At 71.9% G+C, this 19,016-nt stretch carries 13 protein-coding genes; 8 read left to right on the forward strand and 5 right to left on the reverse strand.

Translation table 11 applies throughout. The features are described 5' to 3' along the window. Positions 1-109: 109 nt before the first annotated feature. On the reverse strand, positions 110-1,384 hold the full coding sequence (locus ACIRS4_RS23645; protein WP_404199218.1) for a DegT/DnrJ/EryC1/StrS family aminotransferase: 1,275 nt from the start codon (positions 1,382-1,384) through the stop codon (positions 110-112). 404 nt (positions 1,385-1,788) lie between these two features. Between ACIRS4_RS23645 and fahA the strand changes: the two genes are divergently transcribed. The 8 genes from fahA to ACIRS4_RS23685 all read left to right on the forward strand — a co-directional run bounded on the left by fahA (position 1,789) and on the right by ACIRS4_RS23685 (position 11,532). Then, positions 1,789-3,009 carry a fumarylacetoacetase gene (gene fahA, locus ACIRS4_RS23650; RefSeq protein ID WP_404199221.1) on the forward strand — a complete coding sequence of 407 codons (1,221 nt, stop codon included), beginning with the start codon at positions 1,789-1,791 and terminating at the stop codon, positions 3,007-3,009. A 208-nt stretch (positions 3,010-3,217) separates the two neighbouring features. After that, positions 3,218-4,156 (forward strand): M56 family metallopeptidase, encoded by a 939-nt coding sequence (locus ACIRS4_RS23655; protein ID WP_404199224.1) that lies wholly within the window; start codon positions 3,218-3,220, stop codon positions 4,154-4,156. Between the two features lie 143 nt (positions 4,157-4,299). Further along, positions 4,300-5,088 (forward strand): GntR family transcriptional regulator, encoded by a 789-nt coding sequence (locus tag ACIRS4_RS23660; RefSeq protein WP_404199227.1) that lies wholly within the window; start codon positions 4,300-4,302, stop codon positions 5,086-5,088. Between the two features lie 185 nt (positions 5,089-5,273). Beyond that, positions 5,274-5,501 (forward strand): ferredoxin family protein, encoded by a 228-nt coding sequence (locus tag ACIRS4_RS23665; RefSeq protein WP_030790138.1) that lies wholly within the window; start codon positions 5,274-5,276, stop codon positions 5,499-5,501. A gap of 14 nt (positions 5,502-5,515) precedes the next feature. Beyond that, a complete protein-coding gene (locus ACIRS4_RS23670) occupies positions 5,516-6,880 on the forward strand; it encodes an ABC transporter substrate-binding protein (protein ID WP_404199230.1) in 1,365 nt (454 codons plus the stop codon). Between the two features lie 17 nt (positions 6,881-6,897). Further along, on the forward strand, positions 6,898-7,824 hold the full coding sequence (locus tag ACIRS4_RS23675) for an ABC transporter permease (protein ID WP_404199518.1): 927 nt from the start codon (positions 6,898-6,900) through the stop codon (positions 7,822-7,824). Next, entirely contained in the window at positions 7,808-8,641 is an 834-nt protein-coding gene (locus ACIRS4_RS23680; protein ID WP_404199233.1) for an ABC transporter ATP-binding protein, read from the forward strand. Before ACIRS4_RS23675 ends, ACIRS4_RS23680 begins: the two co-directional genes overlap by 17 nt. 11 nt (positions 8,642-8,652) lie before the next feature. After that, positions 8,653-11,532 (forward strand): fumarate reductase/succinate dehydrogenase flavoprotein subunit, encoded by a 2,880-nt coding sequence (locus ACIRS4_RS23685; protein WP_404199520.1) that lies wholly within the window; start codon positions 8,653-8,655, stop codon positions 11,530-11,532. A gap of 121 nt (positions 11,533-11,653) precedes the next feature. On the opposite strand, the gene recQ is transcribed toward ACIRS4_RS23685, so the two are convergent. The 4 genes from recQ to nuoL form a co-directional block, all read right to left on the reverse strand. After that, positions 11,654-13,630, reverse strand: a complete 1,977-nt coding sequence (recQ, locus tag ACIRS4_RS23690; protein ID WP_404199236.1) for a DNA helicase RecQ — start codon at positions 13,628-13,630, stop codon at positions 11,654-11,656. Between the two features lie 193 nt (positions 13,631-13,823). Continuing rightward, a complete protein-coding gene (nuoN, locus tag ACIRS4_RS23695) occupies positions 13,824-15,473 on the reverse strand; it encodes an NADH-quinone oxidoreductase subunit NuoN (protein ID WP_404199239.1) in 1,650 nt (549 codons plus the stop codon). Beyond that, positions 15,470-17,041 (reverse strand): NADH-quinone oxidoreductase subunit M, encoded by a 1,572-nt coding sequence (locus tag ACIRS4_RS23700; protein WP_404199242.1) that lies wholly within the window; start codon positions 17,039-17,041, stop codon positions 15,470-15,472. The genes nuoN and ACIRS4_RS23700 overlap by 4 nt, the downstream gene beginning before the upstream one ends. 5 nt (positions 17,042-17,046) lie before the next feature. Then, on the reverse strand, positions 17,047-19,011 hold the full coding sequence (nuoL, locus tag ACIRS4_RS23705; RefSeq protein WP_404199245.1) for an NADH-quinone oxidoreductase subunit L: 1,965 nt from the start codon (positions 19,009-19,011) through the stop codon (positions 17,047-17,049). Positions 19,012-19,016 lie beyond the last annotated feature (5 nt).

The raw sequence follows: 19,016 nt of genomic DNA on the forward strand, positions 1-19,016 counted from the left end.
GAGGAAGTAGGCGTTCTTGAACAGTGAGCCGGAGCTCCCCGCGTCCCCGGCGGACGCCGGCCTCACGCTCACCCCCGCCCGCGTCCCGGCCTGTGTTCCGGTCCCTGACTCAGCCACGCGTCCGCTCCAGCCCTCCCGGCGCCTCGGCCGGCCGGGCGTCGGACTCCTGAAGCACCTCGACGGCCTCGCGCGCCCGCAGCGGATCCACGGGCAACGCGTGCCGCGCGAACCAGCGGGCCCCCACGGGATCGGGCGAGGGGTCGGTGAAGGCGGCGCCCGCGTAGTCGTCCAGCGGCGGGTCGTACAGGTAGCCGACGACGATGCCCCGCCGCGCGAGCGCCGCGACGGCCGCGTCCCGGTCCGCGACGAACAGCGGCACGCGGAACAGAGGTTGCGTCTGACCACCGCCCGCCATGAGGCTCACCGTGGCAGGCCCGTCCGCCGTGGCGATCCCCTCAGGTCTCGCCCACCGCGTCGACAGCAGCGTCTCGGCGCCCGCACGGCAGCCGGCCAGCGTCTCGTCCAGGCGGTGGAGCCGGCGCTCGATCCGGCGCAGGCGGAGACGTCCGGAGCCGAGCCGGTAGTCGTGCATGTCGACGCGGACCCAGGGGTCGTGGGCGGTGAGGTCCGGCGCCGCCTCGACCGCCCGGGCCAGTTCGTCCGCACGCAACGGCATCCGTATCCCCTCGCGCTCCGTCAGCCCGAGCAGCCGCATCGCGGCCCACGCCGCGCGCCGCAGCCGCAGCCCCCGCACGGCCGCCTCCGCGTACGGCCGGACGGTGAAGGCCAGTTCGGCCGAGAGCCGGCCCGGCAGCAGCAGGTCCGCGCAGGTCTTCTCCAGGGCCTCGCGCAGCCCCGGGTCGGCGCAGGCAAGGAAGCCGCCCGCCTTGGCGCCCACGTGCTTGGACAGGCTGAAGACGGAGGCGTCGCCCCAACCGCCGACGGGGCGGCCCCCCACCCGGCTGCCGATGGCGTGCGCCGCGTCCTCCAGCAACGGGATCGCGAGCGCGTCGCACTTCTCCCGCAGCCTCGGCGCGTCGTCCGGGGTGCCGTAGAGGTTCGTGGTCAGCACCGCCGACAGCGAACCCCACACCTCGTCGGGCACCGCGTCCGCGTCGATCGATGCGTCCAGCGGGTTCAACGGCGCCTGCACCGGCCGCAGTCCCGCCGCGAGCACCACGAAGAAGATCACGTCGTCGTTGACCGGCGACATCAACACCCGGCCGCCGGGCGGGCACCAGTGCCGCAGGGCCACGAACAGCCCGAACCGACACGACGGCACGTACACGCATTCCCGGCCGAGTCTGCCGCGCATGATCGCTTCCAGCCGCTTCGACCGGGAACCATGCCGTGCCGACCCGAGACCGGCCTCCCCTATGGCCATCAGCCCCCCAGGTGTGCCTGGGAAAAGCCCCTCCCCCGAGGCCTTCCGACGCCTGCCCAGAGTCTCCCTGTTCGCACCGCTCCGTCAAGATTGCGACCCTTTCTGTCGACGACTTCCCAAGTCCTCCCGAACACGGAGCGCTCCCGGGCAACCGCTCCGTCCGGCACCCCCTTGTGCCGCCGGTGTGCCGTTCGCATGCCTCCCCTGTGCCGCTGCGGTGTCCCTTCCGCAAGGTCAGCCGTAACGTGTGCGGCGGCTCGGAGCACCGCCGGGCCCCGGCGAGCACCCGCGGCGCCCTCCCTCACGGCGAGCCCGCGGTCACGGCGAACCCGTGTGCACTGATGGCGCATGCGCGGCGCACACGCGGCGCATGCATGGCGAGCACGAAAGCGAGGCAGCACCCGATGCCCCTCCCGGCCCCCTTCGACCTCCCCGAGGGCGACCCCTTCGGACCGCACAACCTCCCCTACGGCGTCTTCTCCCTGCCCGGCTCCGCACGGCGGACCGTCGGTGTCCGCCTCGGCGACCACGTCCTGGACGCGGGCGCGGCAGCCCAGGCGCTCGGTTCCCCGCACACCTCCCTGCTCTCCGCGCCGACCCTCGGGCCCTTGCTGTCGGCGGGCCGCACCACCTGGTCACAGGTGCGCGGCGCGCTGAAGGAGTGGGTCACCGACCCCGCCCGCCACGCGACGCTCGCCCCGCTCCTCCACCCCCTGTCCTCGGTGAGCCTGCACCTGCCGTTCGAGGTCGCCGACTACGTCGACTTCTACGCCTCCGAGCACCACGCCCGGAACGTGGGCGCCGTCTTCCGCCCCGACTCCGGCGACACCCTCCTGCCGAACTGGAAGCACCTGCCGATCGGCTACCACGGCCGCGCCGGCACGGTCGTCGTCTCCGGCACCGACGTCGTCCGCCCGTCGGGTCAGCGCAAGGCCCCCTCCGACCCGGCGCCCGTCTTCGGCCCCAGCGTGCGGCTCGACATCGAGGCCGAGGTCGGCTTCGTGGTGGGCGTGCCGTCGCGGCAGGGCAGCCCGGTCCCGCTGGCCGACTTCCGTGAGCACGTCTTCGGCCTGTGCCTCCTCAACGACTGGTCCGCGCGGGACATCCAGGCCTGGGAGTACGTCCCCCTCGGTCCCTTCCTCGGCAAGTCCTTCGCCACCTCCGTCTCCGCCTGGATCACCCCGCTCGAGGCGCTGGAAGAGGCCCGCGTCTCACCTCCCGAGCGCACCCACCCCCTCCTCCCCTACCTGGACGACTCCGCCACCGAGTCCGCCGGCTACGACCTGCGCATCTCCGTCGCCGTCAACGGTCACGTCGTCTCCGAGCCCCCCTTCTCCACCATGTACTGGACCGCCGCCCAGCAGCTCGCCCACATGACGGTCAACGGCGCCTCACTGCGCACCGGCGACCTCTACGGCTCGGGCACGGTGAGCGGCCCGGCCGCCGACCAGCGCGGCTCCCTCCTGGAACTGACCTGGAACGGCCGCGACCCCCTGGACCTCCCCGACGGCAAGCGGACATATCTGGAGGACGGCGACGAGGTGACCCTCTCGGCATGGGCTCCGGGACCGCGCGGTCTGCGCGTCGGACTGGGAGAGGTGAGGGGCCGCATCGTCTCCGGCTGAGGGGACCATCAGGGGGGTAACCGGCCAGAGTTCCTGGCGGGCTGACTGCGGCCGTTCCCGCCGTCATACTGGCGGCGGGAACGGTCCACCGCACTCGACCCGCCCCACCCGCCCGGAGCACGGCCGCCCCCAGCGCGGCGACGCACACCATGGCGACTCGCGGCGCGGGCACGCCGAGCCCCCTTCGACCAGGATCCGGAGCCGCAGCATGAACCTCTGCCTGATCCTGCTCAGCGCCGTCGCCGTGACGGCCGCCCTGCCGGCTCCGCGCGCGCTGACCCGGGCCGCGTGGCCCGAACGGGAGCCGGTGGTCGCCCTGTGGGTGTGGCAGTGCCTGGTCGCCACGGTCCTGCTGTGCTGTCTGACGGCGCTGGTCCTGGGCGCCGCCGCCGTCTTCCACACCGTCCGAGCGCAGGTCTTCGCCCCCGCCCCGCCTGCGGTGACCGAGGCGTACGACCTCTCCACCGCCCCCGCGTGGGCGAGCGTCCTCACCCTGCTGCTGGCCTGCGGGGCCGCCTGGACCACCGCGATGCTCGCCCGCGAGCTGGTCGAGGCGCGCCGGCGTCGCGGCCGGGCCCGCGCGCACCTGCGGGAACGCGCCCCCGACCTCCCGGCGGGACTGCCCTCCGCGCGAGGCCCGCTCCTCGTGCTCGAGGACGACTATCCGGACGCCTGGTGGATGCCCGGCCATCCTCCCCAACTGATCGTGACCACCGGTGCTCTGCACCGCCTCACCTCCCTTCAGCTCGACGCGGTCCTCACCCACGAGCGCGATCACGCCCGCGCCCACCACGACTGGCTGCTGCACCTGTCGACGGCGCTGGCCACCGGCTTCCCGCGCATCCCCCTGTTCGCCCACTTCTGCGACCAGACGCACCGTCTGGTCGAGCTCGCCGCCGACGACACGGCGTCCCGCCGCTGCGGTCACCTGACCACCGCGCTGGCCCTGATCGAGCTGAACCAGCACCGAGGCGTCCTGTCCTGCGCGTCCAGTCACCGTCTCCTGGGCGAACGGGTGGACCGCCTCCTCCAGCCGCCTCCCCGGCTGCTGCGACGGCAGCGCGCGCTGACGACGACGGTGGCCGCCCTCGTCCCCCTGCTGCCGCTGCTGATCACATTCGCGCCAGGCCTCACCGCGCTGGGCTGAGCCGCCGGCACCGGTCGCGCCGGTGGCGGATCTTCCTCACACGGAACACAAAGCACCAGGTCACCGCCTTGCCTTTCGGTCCGTCAGGTGGCGCAACAGTTCTGCAACACCACAATTCCGACCGGATAGGTATGGTCCAGAACATGCCACCGACCGACCGCATCCGAGACAACGCCGGACAGGGCGCGACCACCGTCGCCGCCCACCGGACGCGTCGCCGGCTGCGCGCGGACCAGGCCCGCCAGCTCGCCGACCTCCTGCGCCGCCAGCTCCTCACCGGCGGCTTTCCGAGCGGCACGCTGCCCCACGAGTCGGCGCTCGCCACCGACTACCGCGCCTCCCGCAACACCGTCCGCCAGGCCCTGGACCTGCTGCGGGCGGAGGGCCTCGTGGAACGCCTGCCCGGCGTCGGCACGGTGGTGGTCGCCGAGAAGTACCCACACGGACTCGACCGCCTGATGGGCCTCGCCGAAACCCTGCACGAACACGGCCGGGTCACCAACGAGGTACGCAACCTCGGTCCCGTCCCCGCGCCGGCCCCAGTGGCCGACCGCCTCCATGTCCCGCCCGGGGCCGACGTGCTCTCCATCGAACGCCTGCGCCGCCTGGGCGGCATCCCCCTCTCTCTCGACCTCACCTACATCCCGCTCGACCTCGGTACCGCTCTGCTCGGGGCCGACCTGGAGAACAACGACGTCTTCCGCCTGCTGGAGACCGTCACCGGCCGGCGCCTCGGCCACGCGGAGATCACCCTGGAGGCGGTGACCGCCGACGCCCACTCCGCCGCCGTACTGGAGGCGCCGCGCGGTGCGGCCGTCCTGATGCTGGAACGCCTCACCCACCTCGACGACGGTCGCCCGGTCGATCTGGAGTTCATCCGCTTCCGCGGCGACCGCATCTCGATGAGCGGTCTGCTGCACCGCTCCCGCTGACACCTCCCCTCGCCCTGCCCGATCCGCCCGCCCTCACGACCCGCCCCGCCCAGACCAGTCCTCCGCTCACCCCTTTCCTCCGCTCTCGCCCCTGTCCGTCCGCTCTCACCCCTTCATCGTTTCGCGGGGTCCGATCGGTTCACCGTCGGGCGACCTTTCTCGCGAGCCATTCCCTGGAGACAGCCATGCCCTTGGTGCCCCAGCGGGCCGACGTGCCCGTGACCATCGACGAGTCGAAGTGCATCGACGGCTGCACCCTCTGCGTGGACATGTGTCCGCTGGACTCCCTCGCCATCGACGAGAGCAACGGCAAGGCGTACATGCACGTCGACGAGTGCTGGTACTGCGGCCCGTGCGCGGCCCGCTGTCCCACCGGAGCCGTCACGGTCAACATGCCCTACCTGCTCCGGTGAGAGGTCGCACCCCCATGAAACGCATCGCGTTCGACGTGAAACGCACAGCGGCCGCCGTCGGCGCCGCCGCGCTCCTGCTGCCGCTCTCCGCCTGCGGCGGCAGCGCGGAGGCCGGCGACGGCAAGACGGTCACCGTCACCGTCGGCTACCAGTCCAAGACCATCAACACGGTCACCGCCGGCACCCTCCTGCGCTCCCTCGGCTACTTCGAGAAGCAGCTCGACGCGCTCGGCGACGGCATCACCTACAAGGTGAAGTGGCAGGACTTCGCCACCGGCGCGCCGATCACCGCCCAGATGACCGCGGGAAAGATCGACATCGGCTCGATGGGCGACTTCCCCCTCCTCATCAACGCGGCCCGCGGCAAGCAGCTCGACCAGCCCACCCGCCTGGTCTCGGTCACCGGTTACAACCTCCGCGGCGGCCTCAACACCATCGTCACCGCCCCCGAGTCCAAGCTCGCCTCGCTGACGGACCTCAAGGGCAGGAAGGTCTCCACGAGCGTGGGCTCGGCCGCCGACGGCACCCTCGTCAGGGCCCTGCAACGCGCCGGCCTCGACCCCGACAAGGACATCGAGAAGCTCAACCAGCAGCCCGCCGTGGGGGCGTCCGCGCTCGCCGCGGGCAGCGCGGACGCGCTCTCCCAGTTCGTCGCCTGGCCCGGCCTGCTCGCCTTCCAGGGCAAGGCCAAGGCCCTCTACGACGGCGCCCAGCTGAACCTCCCGACCTTCCACGGCGTCACCGCCCGCGAGAACTTCGCGAAGGACCGTCCGGCCGTCCTCGAAGCGTTCCTGAAGGCGCAGGCCCAGGCGACCGACTACCTCGACGCGCACCCCGTGGCCGCCGCCGAGTCGGTCGCCGAGGCCACCGGCCTGCCCGCCGAAGTCGTCTACCTCTACAACGGCGACCACGGCATCTCCACCTTCGACCCCTCCGTCAAACCGCAGCTCGTCGCCGCTCTCAAGGACGACGTGTCGATCCTCGAGGCGGCGAAGCTGACCGGGGACGTGGACGTGGACTCCTTCGTCGACGACCAGTACGTCAAGAAGGCCCTCGGCGCCTCCTACGGCAAGCGGCTCGCCGCCACGCCCCCACCGGCCGCGAGCGAGGTGTGGCCCAAGGGCGCCTCCGAGACCCGTTCCTTCACCTCGCCCACGCAGCTCCTCGCCTACGTGGCCGGACATCGCGACGCCGTCCGCGCCGCCTACGTCCCCGACGCCACCACCGGCACCCTCTGGTTCGCCGACAAGGCCGTCTGGGTGGCGGACGGAGCGAATCTGGTGCCGTTCGTCGCCCCGGCGACCGCGCAGGCCTACATCGGCGCCCACGGCGGCGCACGCGTCATCACGTACGCGGAGGCCCTGGAGCGTGCCGCGTGAGCCGGCCCGCCCCCCGCGTGGGCCGCTACGCCCTCCGGCTGCTCTCCCTCGCCGCCGCCCTCGGTCTGTGGCAGCTGCTGACCAGCCTGGACGTCGACCTGTGGCTGCGTTTCTCGCAGTTCCCGACGGTCACCGAGGTCGCCCACGCCTTCGCGGACCGCCTGGCCGGCGGCGACTACTGGACCGACCTCGCCGACAGTCTCACCCGCATCCTCACCGGGTTCCTGCTGGCCGCCGTCCTGGGCGTGGCCACGGGCGTGCTCGTGGCGCGTTCGCGGCTCGCCGAAGACCTGCTCGGCCCGGTCCTCGAAGTCGTCCGCCCGATCCCGGCGATCGCCCTGGTCCCCGTCGCGATCCTCCTCTTCCCCTCCAACGAGCAGGGCATCGTCTTCATCACCTTCACCGCCGCGTTCTTCCCCGTCCTGGTCTCCACGCGCCACGCGGTCCGGGCGCTCACCCCCGTCTGGGAGGAGGCGGTGAGCACCATGGGCGGCGGCCGGTGGCGGATCCTCGGCTCCGTCGTCCTGCCGGGCGCGCTGCCCGGCATCTTCGGCGGCCTGTCGGTCGGCATCGGCGTGTCGTGGATCTGCGTGATCTCCGCCGAGATGATCTCCGGCCAGTACGGCGTCGGCTACCGCACCTGGCAGGACTACACGATCGTCAACTACCCGGGCGTCTTCGTCGGCATGGTCACCATCGGCGTGCTCGGCTGGCTCACCTCCACGGCCGTGGAGCTCCTGGGCCGTCGGCTGACCCGCTGGCTGCCCCGGACGTCGTACGTCCTCGGGGCACGGCCCCGCACTCCCAGGGCCGGCGCGCCGACGCCGTCCACGACCGCCCCCGCGGACAAGGGATCCGCTCGCAGGGGCTCCGTGCTCGGGGGAACCCCGCGCAGGGGTTCCGCATCCGACGCCGAGGAGGCACGCGATGAGCACCTCGTCTGAGACGTCCGAGCGCCGCGCACAGGGCGCAACGCCCGCCGGCGCCGAGGTCCGCCAGGCCCCGGCGACGCCCACGCCGTCACCGGGCCGCGGCACCCGGCTGAGCTTCCGCGCCGCCACGCTCGGCCGCCCCGGCGCCCCGGCTCTGTCCGGCGTCGACCTCGACATCGCGCCGGGCGAGATCCTCACCCTCGTCGGCCCCTCGGGCTGCGGCAAGTCGACGCTGCTGCGCACGCTGGCCGGACTGCTGCCCACCCTCGCCGGGACCGTGGAACAGGACGGCAGGCCGATCACCGGCCCGGAGGCGGACCGGGCGCTGGTCTTCCAGGAGGACGCCCTCTTGCCCTGGCGCACCCTGCGCTCCAACGTCGAACTCCCGCTCGCCATCCAGGGGCTGCCGCGCGCACAGCGCAGGGAGCAGGCGCAGTCCTGGCTCGGCCGTGTCGGACTGGCCGACCTGACCGGGCAGTTGCCCCACCGTGTCTCCGGCGGACAGCGCCAGCGCGCCCAGTTGGCGCGCGCCCTGGCCGGCCGGCCGCGCGCCGTCCTCATGGACGAACCGTTCGGCGCGCTCGACGCGCAGACCCGCGCGGGGATGCAGGACCTGCTGGTGGAGGTGCTGCAGGGGACGGGCGCGACCGTCGTCTTCGTCACCCATGACGTGGACGAGGCCCTTTTCCTCGGCGACCGCGTCGCCCTGCTCGGCGCGGGCGGCGTCGCCGCCGTCCGGGACGTCCCACGCCCACGCGACCGCTCCGCCCACGACGACCCCGCGCGCGTGGCCCTGCGGCGCGACGTCCTCACCCCCTTCGGCACGTGAAAGGCACCCCGGTGGCCACCCTCGTCGACACACCCCCCGCCAACGCCCTCGCGCGGATCCCCGCGCTCGCCGACGCCGAGAAGCTGAGCTGCGACGTCCTCGTCATCGGCGGCGGCACCGCCGGCACCATGGCGGCGCTGACCGCAGCCGAGCAGGGCGCGAACGTCCTGCTCCTGGAGAAGGCGCACGTGCGTCACTCGGGCGCGCTCGCCATGGGCATGGACGGCGTCAACAACGCGGTCATCCCGGGCCGCGCCGAGCCGGACGACTACGTCGCCGAGATCACCCGCGCCAACGACGGCATCGTCGACCAGTCCACCGTCCGTCAGACCGCCACCCGCGGCTTCGCCATGGTGCAGCGGCTGGAGTCGTACGGCGTGAAGTTCGAGAAGGACGAGCACGGCGAGTACGCGGTCCGCCAGGTCCACCGCTCCGGTTCCTACGTCCTGCCCATGCCGGAGGGCAAGGACGTCAAGAAGGTGCTGTACCGGCAGCTGCGGCGGCGGGAGATGCGGGAGCGGATCCGCATCGAGAACCGGGTGATGCCGGTGCGCGTGCTCACGGCCGAGGGGCGCGCCGTGGGCGCCGCGGGCTTCAACACCCGTACGGGGCAGTTCGTGACGGTCCGCGCGGGAGCGGTCGTCCTCGCGACCGGGCCGTGCGGCCGGCTCGGCCTGCCCGCCTCCGGCTACCTGTACGGCACGTACGAGAACCCGACCAACGCGGGCGACGGCTACGCCATGGCGTACCACGCGGGCGCCGAGCTGACCGGCATCGAGTGCTTCCAGATCAACCCGCTGATCAAGGACTACAACGGCCCGGCCTGCGCCTACGTCGCCAACCCCTTCGGCGGCTACCAGGTCAACCGGCACGGCGAGCGCTTCGTCGACTCCGACTACTGGTCGGGCCAGATGATGGCCGAGTTCGCCGCCGAGGTCGCCTCCGACCGGGGGCCCGTGTACCTGAAGCTGAGCCATCTCCCCGAGGAGTCGGTCTCCGCACTGGAGTCGATTCTGCACTCCACCGAGCGTCCCACCCGGGGCACCTTCCACTCCGGCCGCGGCCATGACTACCGCACCCACGACGTCGAGATGCACATCTCCGAGATCGGGCTGTGTGGCGGGCACTCCGCCTCCGGCGTCCGCGTCGACGACCACGCCCGCACGACCGTGCCCCGTCTGTACGCCGCCGGCGACCTGGCCTGCGTCCCGCACAACTACATGATCGGCGCGTTCGTCTACGGCGACCTCGCGGGCGCCGACGCCGCCCAGTACCGCGCGTACGAGGGCGACCTGCCTGCCGAGCAGCTCCGGGAGGCGCACGAGCTGATCTACCGCCCGCTGCGCAACCCGGACGGCGCGCCGCAGACCCAGGTCGAGTACAAGCTGCGCCGCTTCGTGAACGACTACGTGGCCCCGCCGAAGTCGGGCGCCCGGCTCTCCCTGGCCCTTGAGGCGTTCGAGCGGATGCACGACGACATCGCCGCGATGGGCGCGCACACCCCGCACGAACTGATGCGCTGCGCCGAGGTCACCTTCATCCGCGACTGCGCCGAGATGGCCGCGCGCGCCTCCCTCGCCCGGACGGAGTCCCGCTGGGGTCTCTACCACGAACGCCTCGACCATCCCGGCCGAGACGACGCGTCCTGGTTCCATCACCTCGATCTGCACAAGTCCCCCTCTGGCGCCATGGAGTTCACGGCCCGTCCCGTGGCTCCCTATCTGGTCCCGGTCGAGGAGTTCACTCCCGTCGGCGGCCCCTCTCGGCATCTCGGCGAGGTTCACGCCGAGGACGTGGCCACGGCCGGCTCGCGCGAGGTGGCGCCCGTGGCGACCCACCCCGGTGGGACCTCGCCGTCGCCCGCCGACGTCGTCTCCCCCGCCCTCGCGGTCACCGGGCCTGCCCCGGAGGAGTCCTCGTCCCGCCTCCTCACCCTGGTCGCCCTCGCCGAGGAACAGCCCGATCTCGACGCACTGCGCCCCTATCTCACCGACCCGGCCCCCGCTGTTCGGCGCGAGGCCGTCTCCGTCCTGACCGAGACGGTTCCGCCCGGCACCGGGACCGCGCTCGCCGGGGCGCTGCGGGACACCGCCCCCGAGGTGCGGGCCGCCGCCGCGGCGTCACTGCGCGAACTCGTCGAGACCCTGCCGCCCGAACCCGCCCTGCGCGAGGGCCTCTCCGCCGCTCTGGCCGAGCCCGACCCCGTGGTCCGCGCCGCCGCGCTCGACGTACTGCGCGCTCTGCGCCTGGGAGACGCCGGCCTGTTCGCGGGCTCCCTCGCGGACGCCGACATCACCGTCCGCATCGAGGCGGTGCGCGCCCTCGTCTCCGTCGACGCCGCCGCCGAACTCGCCCACGCGGCGCCCGCAGACCCGTCCCGCGAGGTCCGCGTCACCCTCGCCAAGGCCCTGGCCACCGTGGCCGCGGGCCGCCTGGCCGACGCCCCCGCGAGCGGCTCCGACGCCGAGACCGGCACCGATTCCGGCTCCGGCGGGCCCTCCGGCACCCTGACGACAGCCGATGTCACCTCCGTCCGCACGGCCCTCACCTCCCTCATCGCCGATCCCGACGCCCTGGTCCGCGCGGCCGCCTACGGGGCGCTCGGCGCCACCGGCTGCCCCGCACCGCTCGCCGCCCGCGCCGTGAGCGCCCTGGACGACCCGGCGTGGCAGGTCCGGGCCGGCGCCGCCACCGCCCTGTCCGCCACGGACTCCGAGACAGCGGTTCCGGTGCTCGCCAAGGCCCTGGCCGACCCCAACGGCGACGTCCGCAAGGCCGCCGTGCTGGCCCTGACCCGGCACCGCGCCATCGACGCCGCCCGGGCTGCCCTCGCCACGGCGACGACGGACACGGACGCGGACGTCAGGGCGTACGCGGCGCGGGGCCTCTGAGTCCGTCCGGCCGGGCAGGGCGGAGCGGCGAGGCGGACGAGGGCCCGGGAGGGGCGGCCGGGCGAGGCAGAGCGGTGCGCGGTGCCCTTAGGGCAAGCCGCTCGAGCCTCACCGGCGAGCCCTATACCCAGTCCTCCGGTTCCGGCTCCTCCGCCATCTCCGGCCAGTCGTCCGCGCCGTCCGCTGCGCCCTTCTCCTGGGCGGTCTGCGGCGCCGGGCCGGGCGCATCGCCCAGCGAGGCCAGGACCGCGACCACGCCCTCGCCGTACGTCGCCAGCTTCTTCTCACCGACTCCGCTGACCCCGCCGAGCTGGCGCACCGACGTCGGCCACACCGTGGCGATCTCCCGCAGCGTCGCGTCGTGGAAGATGACGTACGCCGGGACGCCCTGCTCGCGGGCCTGTTCGGCTCGCCAGGCACGCAGGGCCTCGAACGCGGGGAGCAGCTCCTCGGGCAGCTCGGCCGCGACCGTCTTCGCCTTGCGGTCGCCGCGCCCGGCGGAGGACGCACCCGACTTGGCCGCAGTCGGCTTCTTCGGCTCCTTGCGCAGCGGGACCTCCCGCTCCCTGCGCAGCACCGCCCCGCTGGCCTCGGTCAGCACCAGCGTGCCGTACTCCCCCTCGACCGCGAGCAGTCCCTGCGCCAGCAACTGGCGTACCACTCCGCGCCATTCGCCCTCGGAGAGGTCCTCGCCGATGCCGAACACGGAGAGCTGGTCGTGGTCGAACTGGATCACCTTGGCCGTGCGCCGGCCCAACAGGATGTCGACGATCTGCACCGCGCCGAACTTCTGCCCGCGTTCCCGTTGCAGCCGCACCACCGTCGACAGCACCTTCTGCGCGGCGACGGTGCCGTCCCAGGTCTCGGGGGCGGTGAGGCAGGTGTCGCAGTTGCCGCATGTCTCGGTGGCGGCATCCTGGCCGAAGTAGGCGAGGAGCTGGCCGCGGCGGCACGCGACCGTCTCGCACAGCGCCAGCATGGAGTCCAGATGGGTGGCGGCCCGCCGCCGGAACGCCTCGTCGCCCTCACCCGACTGGATGAGCTTGCGCTGCTGGATGACGTCGCCCAGGCCGTAGGCCATCCATGCCGTCGACGGGAGCCCGTCGCGCCCCGCGCGGCCCGTCTCCTGGTAGTAGCCCTCGATGGACTTGGGCAGGTCGAGATGGGCGACGAAGCGTACGTCCGGCTTGTCGATGCCCATGCCGAAGGCGATGGTCGCCACCACGACCAGGCCCTCCTCGCGCAGGAACCGCGACTGGTGCGCGGCACGCGTCCCCGCGTCCAGGCCCGCGTGGTAGGGCACCGCCTCGACGCCGTTGCGGGAGAGGAACTCGGCGGTCTTGTCCACGGAGTTGCGGGACAGGCAGTACACGATGCCCGCGTCGCCGGCGTGCTCCTCTCTCAGGAAGCTCAGCAGTTGCTTCTTCGGGTCGGCCTTCGGCACGATCCGGTACTGGATGTTGGGCCGGTCGAAGCTGGCCACGAAGTGCCGGGCCGCCGGCATGTTCAGCCGCTGGGTGAGCTCCTGGTGGGTCGCACGCGTGGCCGTCGCCGTGAGGGCGATCCTCGGGACGTCCGGCCAGCGCTCGCCCAGCAGGGACAGGGCGAGGTAGTCGGGGCGGAAGTCGTGCCCCCACTGGGACACGCAGTGCGCCTCGTCGATCGCGAAGAGGGCGATCTTGCCGCGGGAGAGCAGTTCCAGCGTGGAGTCCAGACGCAGCCGCTCCGGCGCGAGGTACAGCAGGTCCAGCTCGCCCGCGAGGTACTCGGCCTCGACCATGCGCCGCTCGTCGTAGTCCTGCGTGGAGTTCATGAAGCCGGCGCGCACGCCCAGAGCCCGCAGTGCGTCCACCTGGTCCTGCATCAGCGCGATCAGCGGTGAGACGACGATGCCCGTGCCGGCTCTGACCAGGGACGGGATCTGGTAGCAGAGGGACTTTCCGCCGCCGGTCGGCATGAGGACGACCGCGTCCCCGCCGGCCACCACGTGCTCGACGACGGCTTCCTGTTCTCCGCGGAAGGCGTCGTACCCGAAGACCCGGTGCAGCGTGGCCAGCGCCTCGCTCTCCGTCCCCGGCATCTCCTTGACGTCTGTCATCTCCCTGATCCCGCCCGTCCGCCCATCGTCTCGTCCCCCGCACGTCGTCCCTCGACCACTGCCCCCACCATAGGCGTCAGGACTGACACCGCCGGAGTTGTCCACAGGTCCGTCCCGTCACACGGCTCGGCCCGGCGCCCCCGTGAGCGGGTGCCGGGCCGGGCCGAGAGCGGCAGGGAACCTCGGGCAGGTGTCAGCGCACGAAGACGCCCGCCTGTCCCGCCAGGTCCAGGAAGTACTGCGGCGCAACGCCGAGGACCACGGTCACCGCCAGTCCCACGGCGATCGCCGTCGTCGTCAGGGGTGACGGCACCGCGACGGTCGGGCCCTCGGGTCGCGGTTCGCTGAAGAACATCAGCACGATGACGCGGATGTAGAAGAACGCGGCGATCGCGGAGGAGATCACACCGACCACGACCAGCGGTGCCGCGCCGCCTTCCGCCGCCGCCTTGAACACGGCGAACTTCCCGGCGAAACCGCTGGTCAGCGGGATACCGGCGAAGGCGAGCAGGAACACCGCGAACACCGCCGCCACCAAGGGCGAGCGACGGCCCAGCCCCGCCCACTTGGACAGGTGAGTGGCCTCGCCGCCGGCGTCGCGCACCAGGGTGACCACGGCGAACGCGCCGATCGTGACGAAGGAGTAGGCGGCGAGGTAGAAGAGGACGGAGGAGACCCCGTCAGGTGTGGTCGCGATGACACCCGCGAGGATGAATCCGGCGTGGGCGATCGACGAGTACGCCAGAAGCCGCTTGATGTCGGTCTGTGTGATCGCGACGATCGCGCCGCCCAGCATGGTGACGATCGCCACGCCCCACATCACCGGCCGCCAGTCCCAGCGCAGGCCGGGCAGGACGACGTACAGGATTCGCAGCAGCGCGCCGAAGGCGGCCACCTTGGTCGCTGCGGCCATGAAGCCGGTGACCGGCGTGGGCGCGCCCTGGTAGACGTCGGGCGTCCACATGTGGAACGGCACCGCGCCCACCTTGAACAGCAGGCCCATGACGATCATGGCGGCGCCGATGAGGAGCAGCGCGTCGTTGCCCATGGTGTTCGCGAGCGCGGGGCTCACATCGGTGACCGTGCCGTCGACGACCTGCGCGACGGTCGCGTACGACACCGAGCCGGCGTACCCGTAGACGAGGGCGATGCCGAACAGCGTGAACGCCGAGGCGAACGCGCCGAGCAGGAAGTACTTGACCGCGGCCTCCTGCGACATGAGCCGCTTGCGGCGGGCCACCGCGCACAGGAGGTACAGCGGGAGCGAGAAGACTTCCAGGGCGATGAAGAGGGTCAGCAGGTCGTTGGCCGACGGGAAGACCAGCATGCCCGCGACCGCGAACAGCAGGAGCGGGAAGACCTCCGTGGTGGTGAACCCGGCCTTGATCGCGGCCTTCTCACTGTCGCTGCCCGGCACCGAGGCGGCCTGGGCGGCGAAGGAGTCGACGCGGTTGCCGTGCGATTCGGGGTCCAGCCGCCGTTCGGCGAACGTGAACAGGCCGACCAGGGCCGCCAGCAGGATCGTGCCCTGCAGGAACAGGGCCGGCCCGTCGACGGCGATCGCTCCCATCGCGGCGATGCGTGCCTTGGTGGTGCCGTAGCCGTCCGCCGCGAGGGCCACGACCGCGGCGAAGGCGGCGGCCAGGGCGACGACGGAGACGAACAGTTGCGCGTAGTAGCGGTGCTTGCGCGGGACGAGTGCCTCGACCAGCACCCCGACGATCGCCGCTCCCACGACGATCAGGGTGGGCGACAGCTGTGCGTATTCGATCTTCGGCGCGTCGATCTTCGAGATCGGGTCGGCCGCGGTTGTCCACAGGCTGTGGACGACTGCTGTGCTCACTTGGCCGCCTCCACCTCGGGCTGGGGGTCCTTCTTCTGTACGTCGGACAGCGTCTGCTTGACCGCCGGGTCGACGATGTCCGTGACGGGCTTCGGGTAGACGCCCAGGATGATCAGCAGCGCGATCAGCGGGGCGACGACCACGAGTTCACGCGCGCGGAGGTCCGGCATCGCGGAGACCTCCGGTTTCACCGGGCCGGTCATGGTCCTCTGGTAGAGGACGAGGGTGTAGAGCGCGGCCAGGACGATGCCGGAGGTGGCGATGACGCCGATCACCGGATACCGCGAGAACGTGCCGACCAGCACCAGGAACTCGCTCACGAACGGGGCGAGTCCGGGCAGCGACAGTGTCGCCAGACCGCCGATCAGGAACGTGCCGGCGAGCACCGGAGCCACCTTCTGCACCCCGCCGTAGTCGGCGATGAGCCGCGAGCCGCGCCGCGAGATCAGGAAGCCGGCGACCAGCATGAGCGCGGCGGTGGAGATGCCGTGGTTGACCATGTAGAGCGTCGCACCGGACTGGCCCTGGCTGGTCATCGCGAAGATGCCCAGGATGATGAAGCCGAAGTGGGAGATCGACGCGTAGGCCACCAGCCGCTTGATGTCCCGCTGGCCCACGGCGAGCAGCGCCCCGTAGACGATGCTGATGACGGCGAGGACGAGGATGACGGGCGTCGCCCACTTCGACGCCTCCGGGAAGAGCTGGAGGCAGAAGCGGAGCATCGCGAAGGTGCCCACCTTGTCGACGACCGCCGTGATGAGGACGGCGACCGGCGCGGTGGACTCGCCCATGGCGTTGGGCAGCCAGGTGTGCAGCGGCCACAGGGGCGCCTTGACGGCGAAGGCGAAGAAGAAGCCCAGGAACAGCCAGCGTTCGGTGTTCGTCGCCATGTCGAGGGAGCCGTTGGCCCGCGCTTGGGCGATCTCCGTGAGCGAGAAGCTCCCGGCGACCACGTACAGCCCGATCACCGCGGCCAGCATGATCAGCCCGCCCACGAGGTTGTAGAGCAGGAACTTCACGGCGGCGTAGGTGCGTTGCGTGGACGCCGCCTGCTCGCCGTGTTCATGGGCCCGGTCCCCGAAGCCGCCGATGAGGAAGTACATCGGGATGAGCATGGCTTCGAAGAAGATGTAGAAGAGGAAGACGTCGGTGGCCTCGAAGGAGATGATCACCATCGCCTCGACGGCCAGGATCAGGGCGAAGAAGCCCTGCGTCGGCCGCCAGCGCCTGCTGCCGGTCTCCAGCGGGTCGGCGTCGTGCCAGCCCGCCAGGATGATGAAGGGGATCAGCAGCGCGGTGAGCGCGATGAGCGCGACCGCGATGCCGTCCACGCCCAGTTCGTAGCGGACGCCGAAGTCCTTGATCCAGGAGTGGGACTCGGTGAGCTGGTAGCGGTCGCCGCCCGGGTCGAAGCGGACCGCGACGACGACCGCCAGGGCGAGTGTGGCGAGCGAGAAGAGCAGCGCCAGGGACTTGGCGGCATTGCGCCGCGCGGCGGGCACGGCGGCCGTCGCGATCGCCCCGATGGCGGGGAGCGCGGCCGTCGCTGTCAGGAGGGGAAAGGACATCGGTATCAGACCGCCCTCATCAGCAGGGTCGCGGCGATGAGGACCGCCGCACCGCCGAACATCGAGACCGCGTAGGACCGCGCGAAGCCGTTCTGCAGCTTGCGCATCCGCCCGGAGAGGCCGCCGACCGAAGCCGCGGTGCCGTTGACGACGCCGTCGACCAGGGTGTGGTCGACGTAGACCAGGGACCGCGTGAGGTGCTCGCCGCCGCGCACCAGGACGACGTGGTTGAAGTCGTCCTGGAACAGGTCGCGCCGGGCGGCCCGGGTGAGCAGCGATCCGCGCGGGGCGACGACCGGGACGGGGCGGCGGCCGTACTGGGCGTAGGCGACAGCGACGCCCAGGACCATCACGGCCACCGTGGACAGGGTGACGGTCAGGGCGCTGACCGGCGGGTGCCCGTGTTCGAAGCCGGTGACGGGCTCCAGCCAGTGCACGAAGCGCTCACCGATGCTGAAGAAGCCGCCGGCGAAGACCGATCCGAAGGCCAGCACGATCATCGGGGCCGTCATGACCTTGGGCGACTCGTGCGGGTGCGGCTCGCCGTGTGCGCCGTGGTGTTCGGCGGCGGGCTCCGCGCTCGGCGCCTCGGGGGAGCGGGTGGGCTGGTTCTTCCAGCGCTCCTCGCCGAAGAACGTCATCAGCATCACGCGTGTCATGTAGTACGCGGTGATGGCCGCGCCCAGCAGTGCGCAGCCGCCGAGGATCCAGCCCTCGGTGCCGCCCTTGGCGAACGCCGCCTCGATGATCTTGTCCTTGGAGAAGAAGCCGGACAGACCCGGGAAGCCGATGATCGCGAGGTAGCCGAGGCCGAAGGTGACGAAGGTGATCGGCATGTACTTGCGCAGACCGCCGTACTTGCGCATGTCGACCTCGTCGTTCATGCCGTGCATGACCGAGCCGGCCCCGAGGAACAGGCCCGCCTTGAAGAAGCCGTGCGTGACCAGGTGCATGATCGCGAAGGCGTAGCCGATGGGGCCGAGGCCCGCGGCGAGGACCATGTAGCCGATCTGCGACATGGTCGAGCCGGCCAGCGCCTTCTTGATGTCGTCCTTCGCGCAACCGACGATCGCACCGAACAGGAGCGTGACGGCGCCGACGACCGTGACCACGAGCTGCGCGTCGGGGGCCGCGTTGAAGATCGCCGCGGAGCGGACGATCAGGTAGACGCCCGCGGTCACCATGGTCGCCGCGTGGATGAGGGCGGAGACCGGGGTCGGGCCCTCCATGGCGTCCCCGAGCCAGGACTGCAGCGGCACCTGGGCGGACTTGCCGCAGGCCGCGAGCAGCAGCATCAGGGCGATCGCGGTGAGCTGTCCCTCGCTCGCGTCCCCGGCGAGCCCTGCCTTCTCCTGTGTGCCGAGGAGCGGGCCGAAGGCGAAGGTGCCGAAGGTCGTGAACATCAGCATGATGGCGATCGACAGGCCCACGTCGCCGACGCGGTTGACCAGGAAGGCCTTCTTCGCGGCGGTGGCGGCGCTGGGCTTGTGCTGCCAGAAGCCGATGAGCAGGTACGACGCGAGACCGACGCCCTCCCAGCCGACGTACAGCAGCAGGTAGTTGTCGGCGAGGACGAGCAGCAGCATCGCCGCGAGGAACAGGTTGAGGTAGCCGAAGAAGCGGCGGCGCCGCTCGTCGTGCTCCATGTACCCGACCGAGTACAGGTGGATCAGCGAGCCCACGCCCGTGATCAGCAGCACGAAGGTCATCGACAACTGGTCGACGCGGAAGGCGATGTCCGCCTGGAAGCCTCCGACGGGGATCCAGCTGAACAGGTGCTGTGTCAGCGTGCGTTGGTCGGCCCCCTTGCCGAGCATGTCGGCGAAGAGGACGAGGCCGATCACGAAGGAGGCGGCCGCGAACACGGTGCCGACCCAGTGGCCGACGGCGTCGAACCGGCGTCCGCCGAGCAGCAGGACGGCCGCTCCGAGCAGGGGCGCCGCGACGAGCAGCGCAATCAGGTTGTCCACGATTC

The sequence above is a fragment of the Streptomyces sp. NPDC101166 genome (genome assembly GCF_044768125.1).
Lineage (GTDB): Bacteria > Actinomycetota > Actinomycetes > Streptomycetales > Streptomycetaceae > Streptomyces.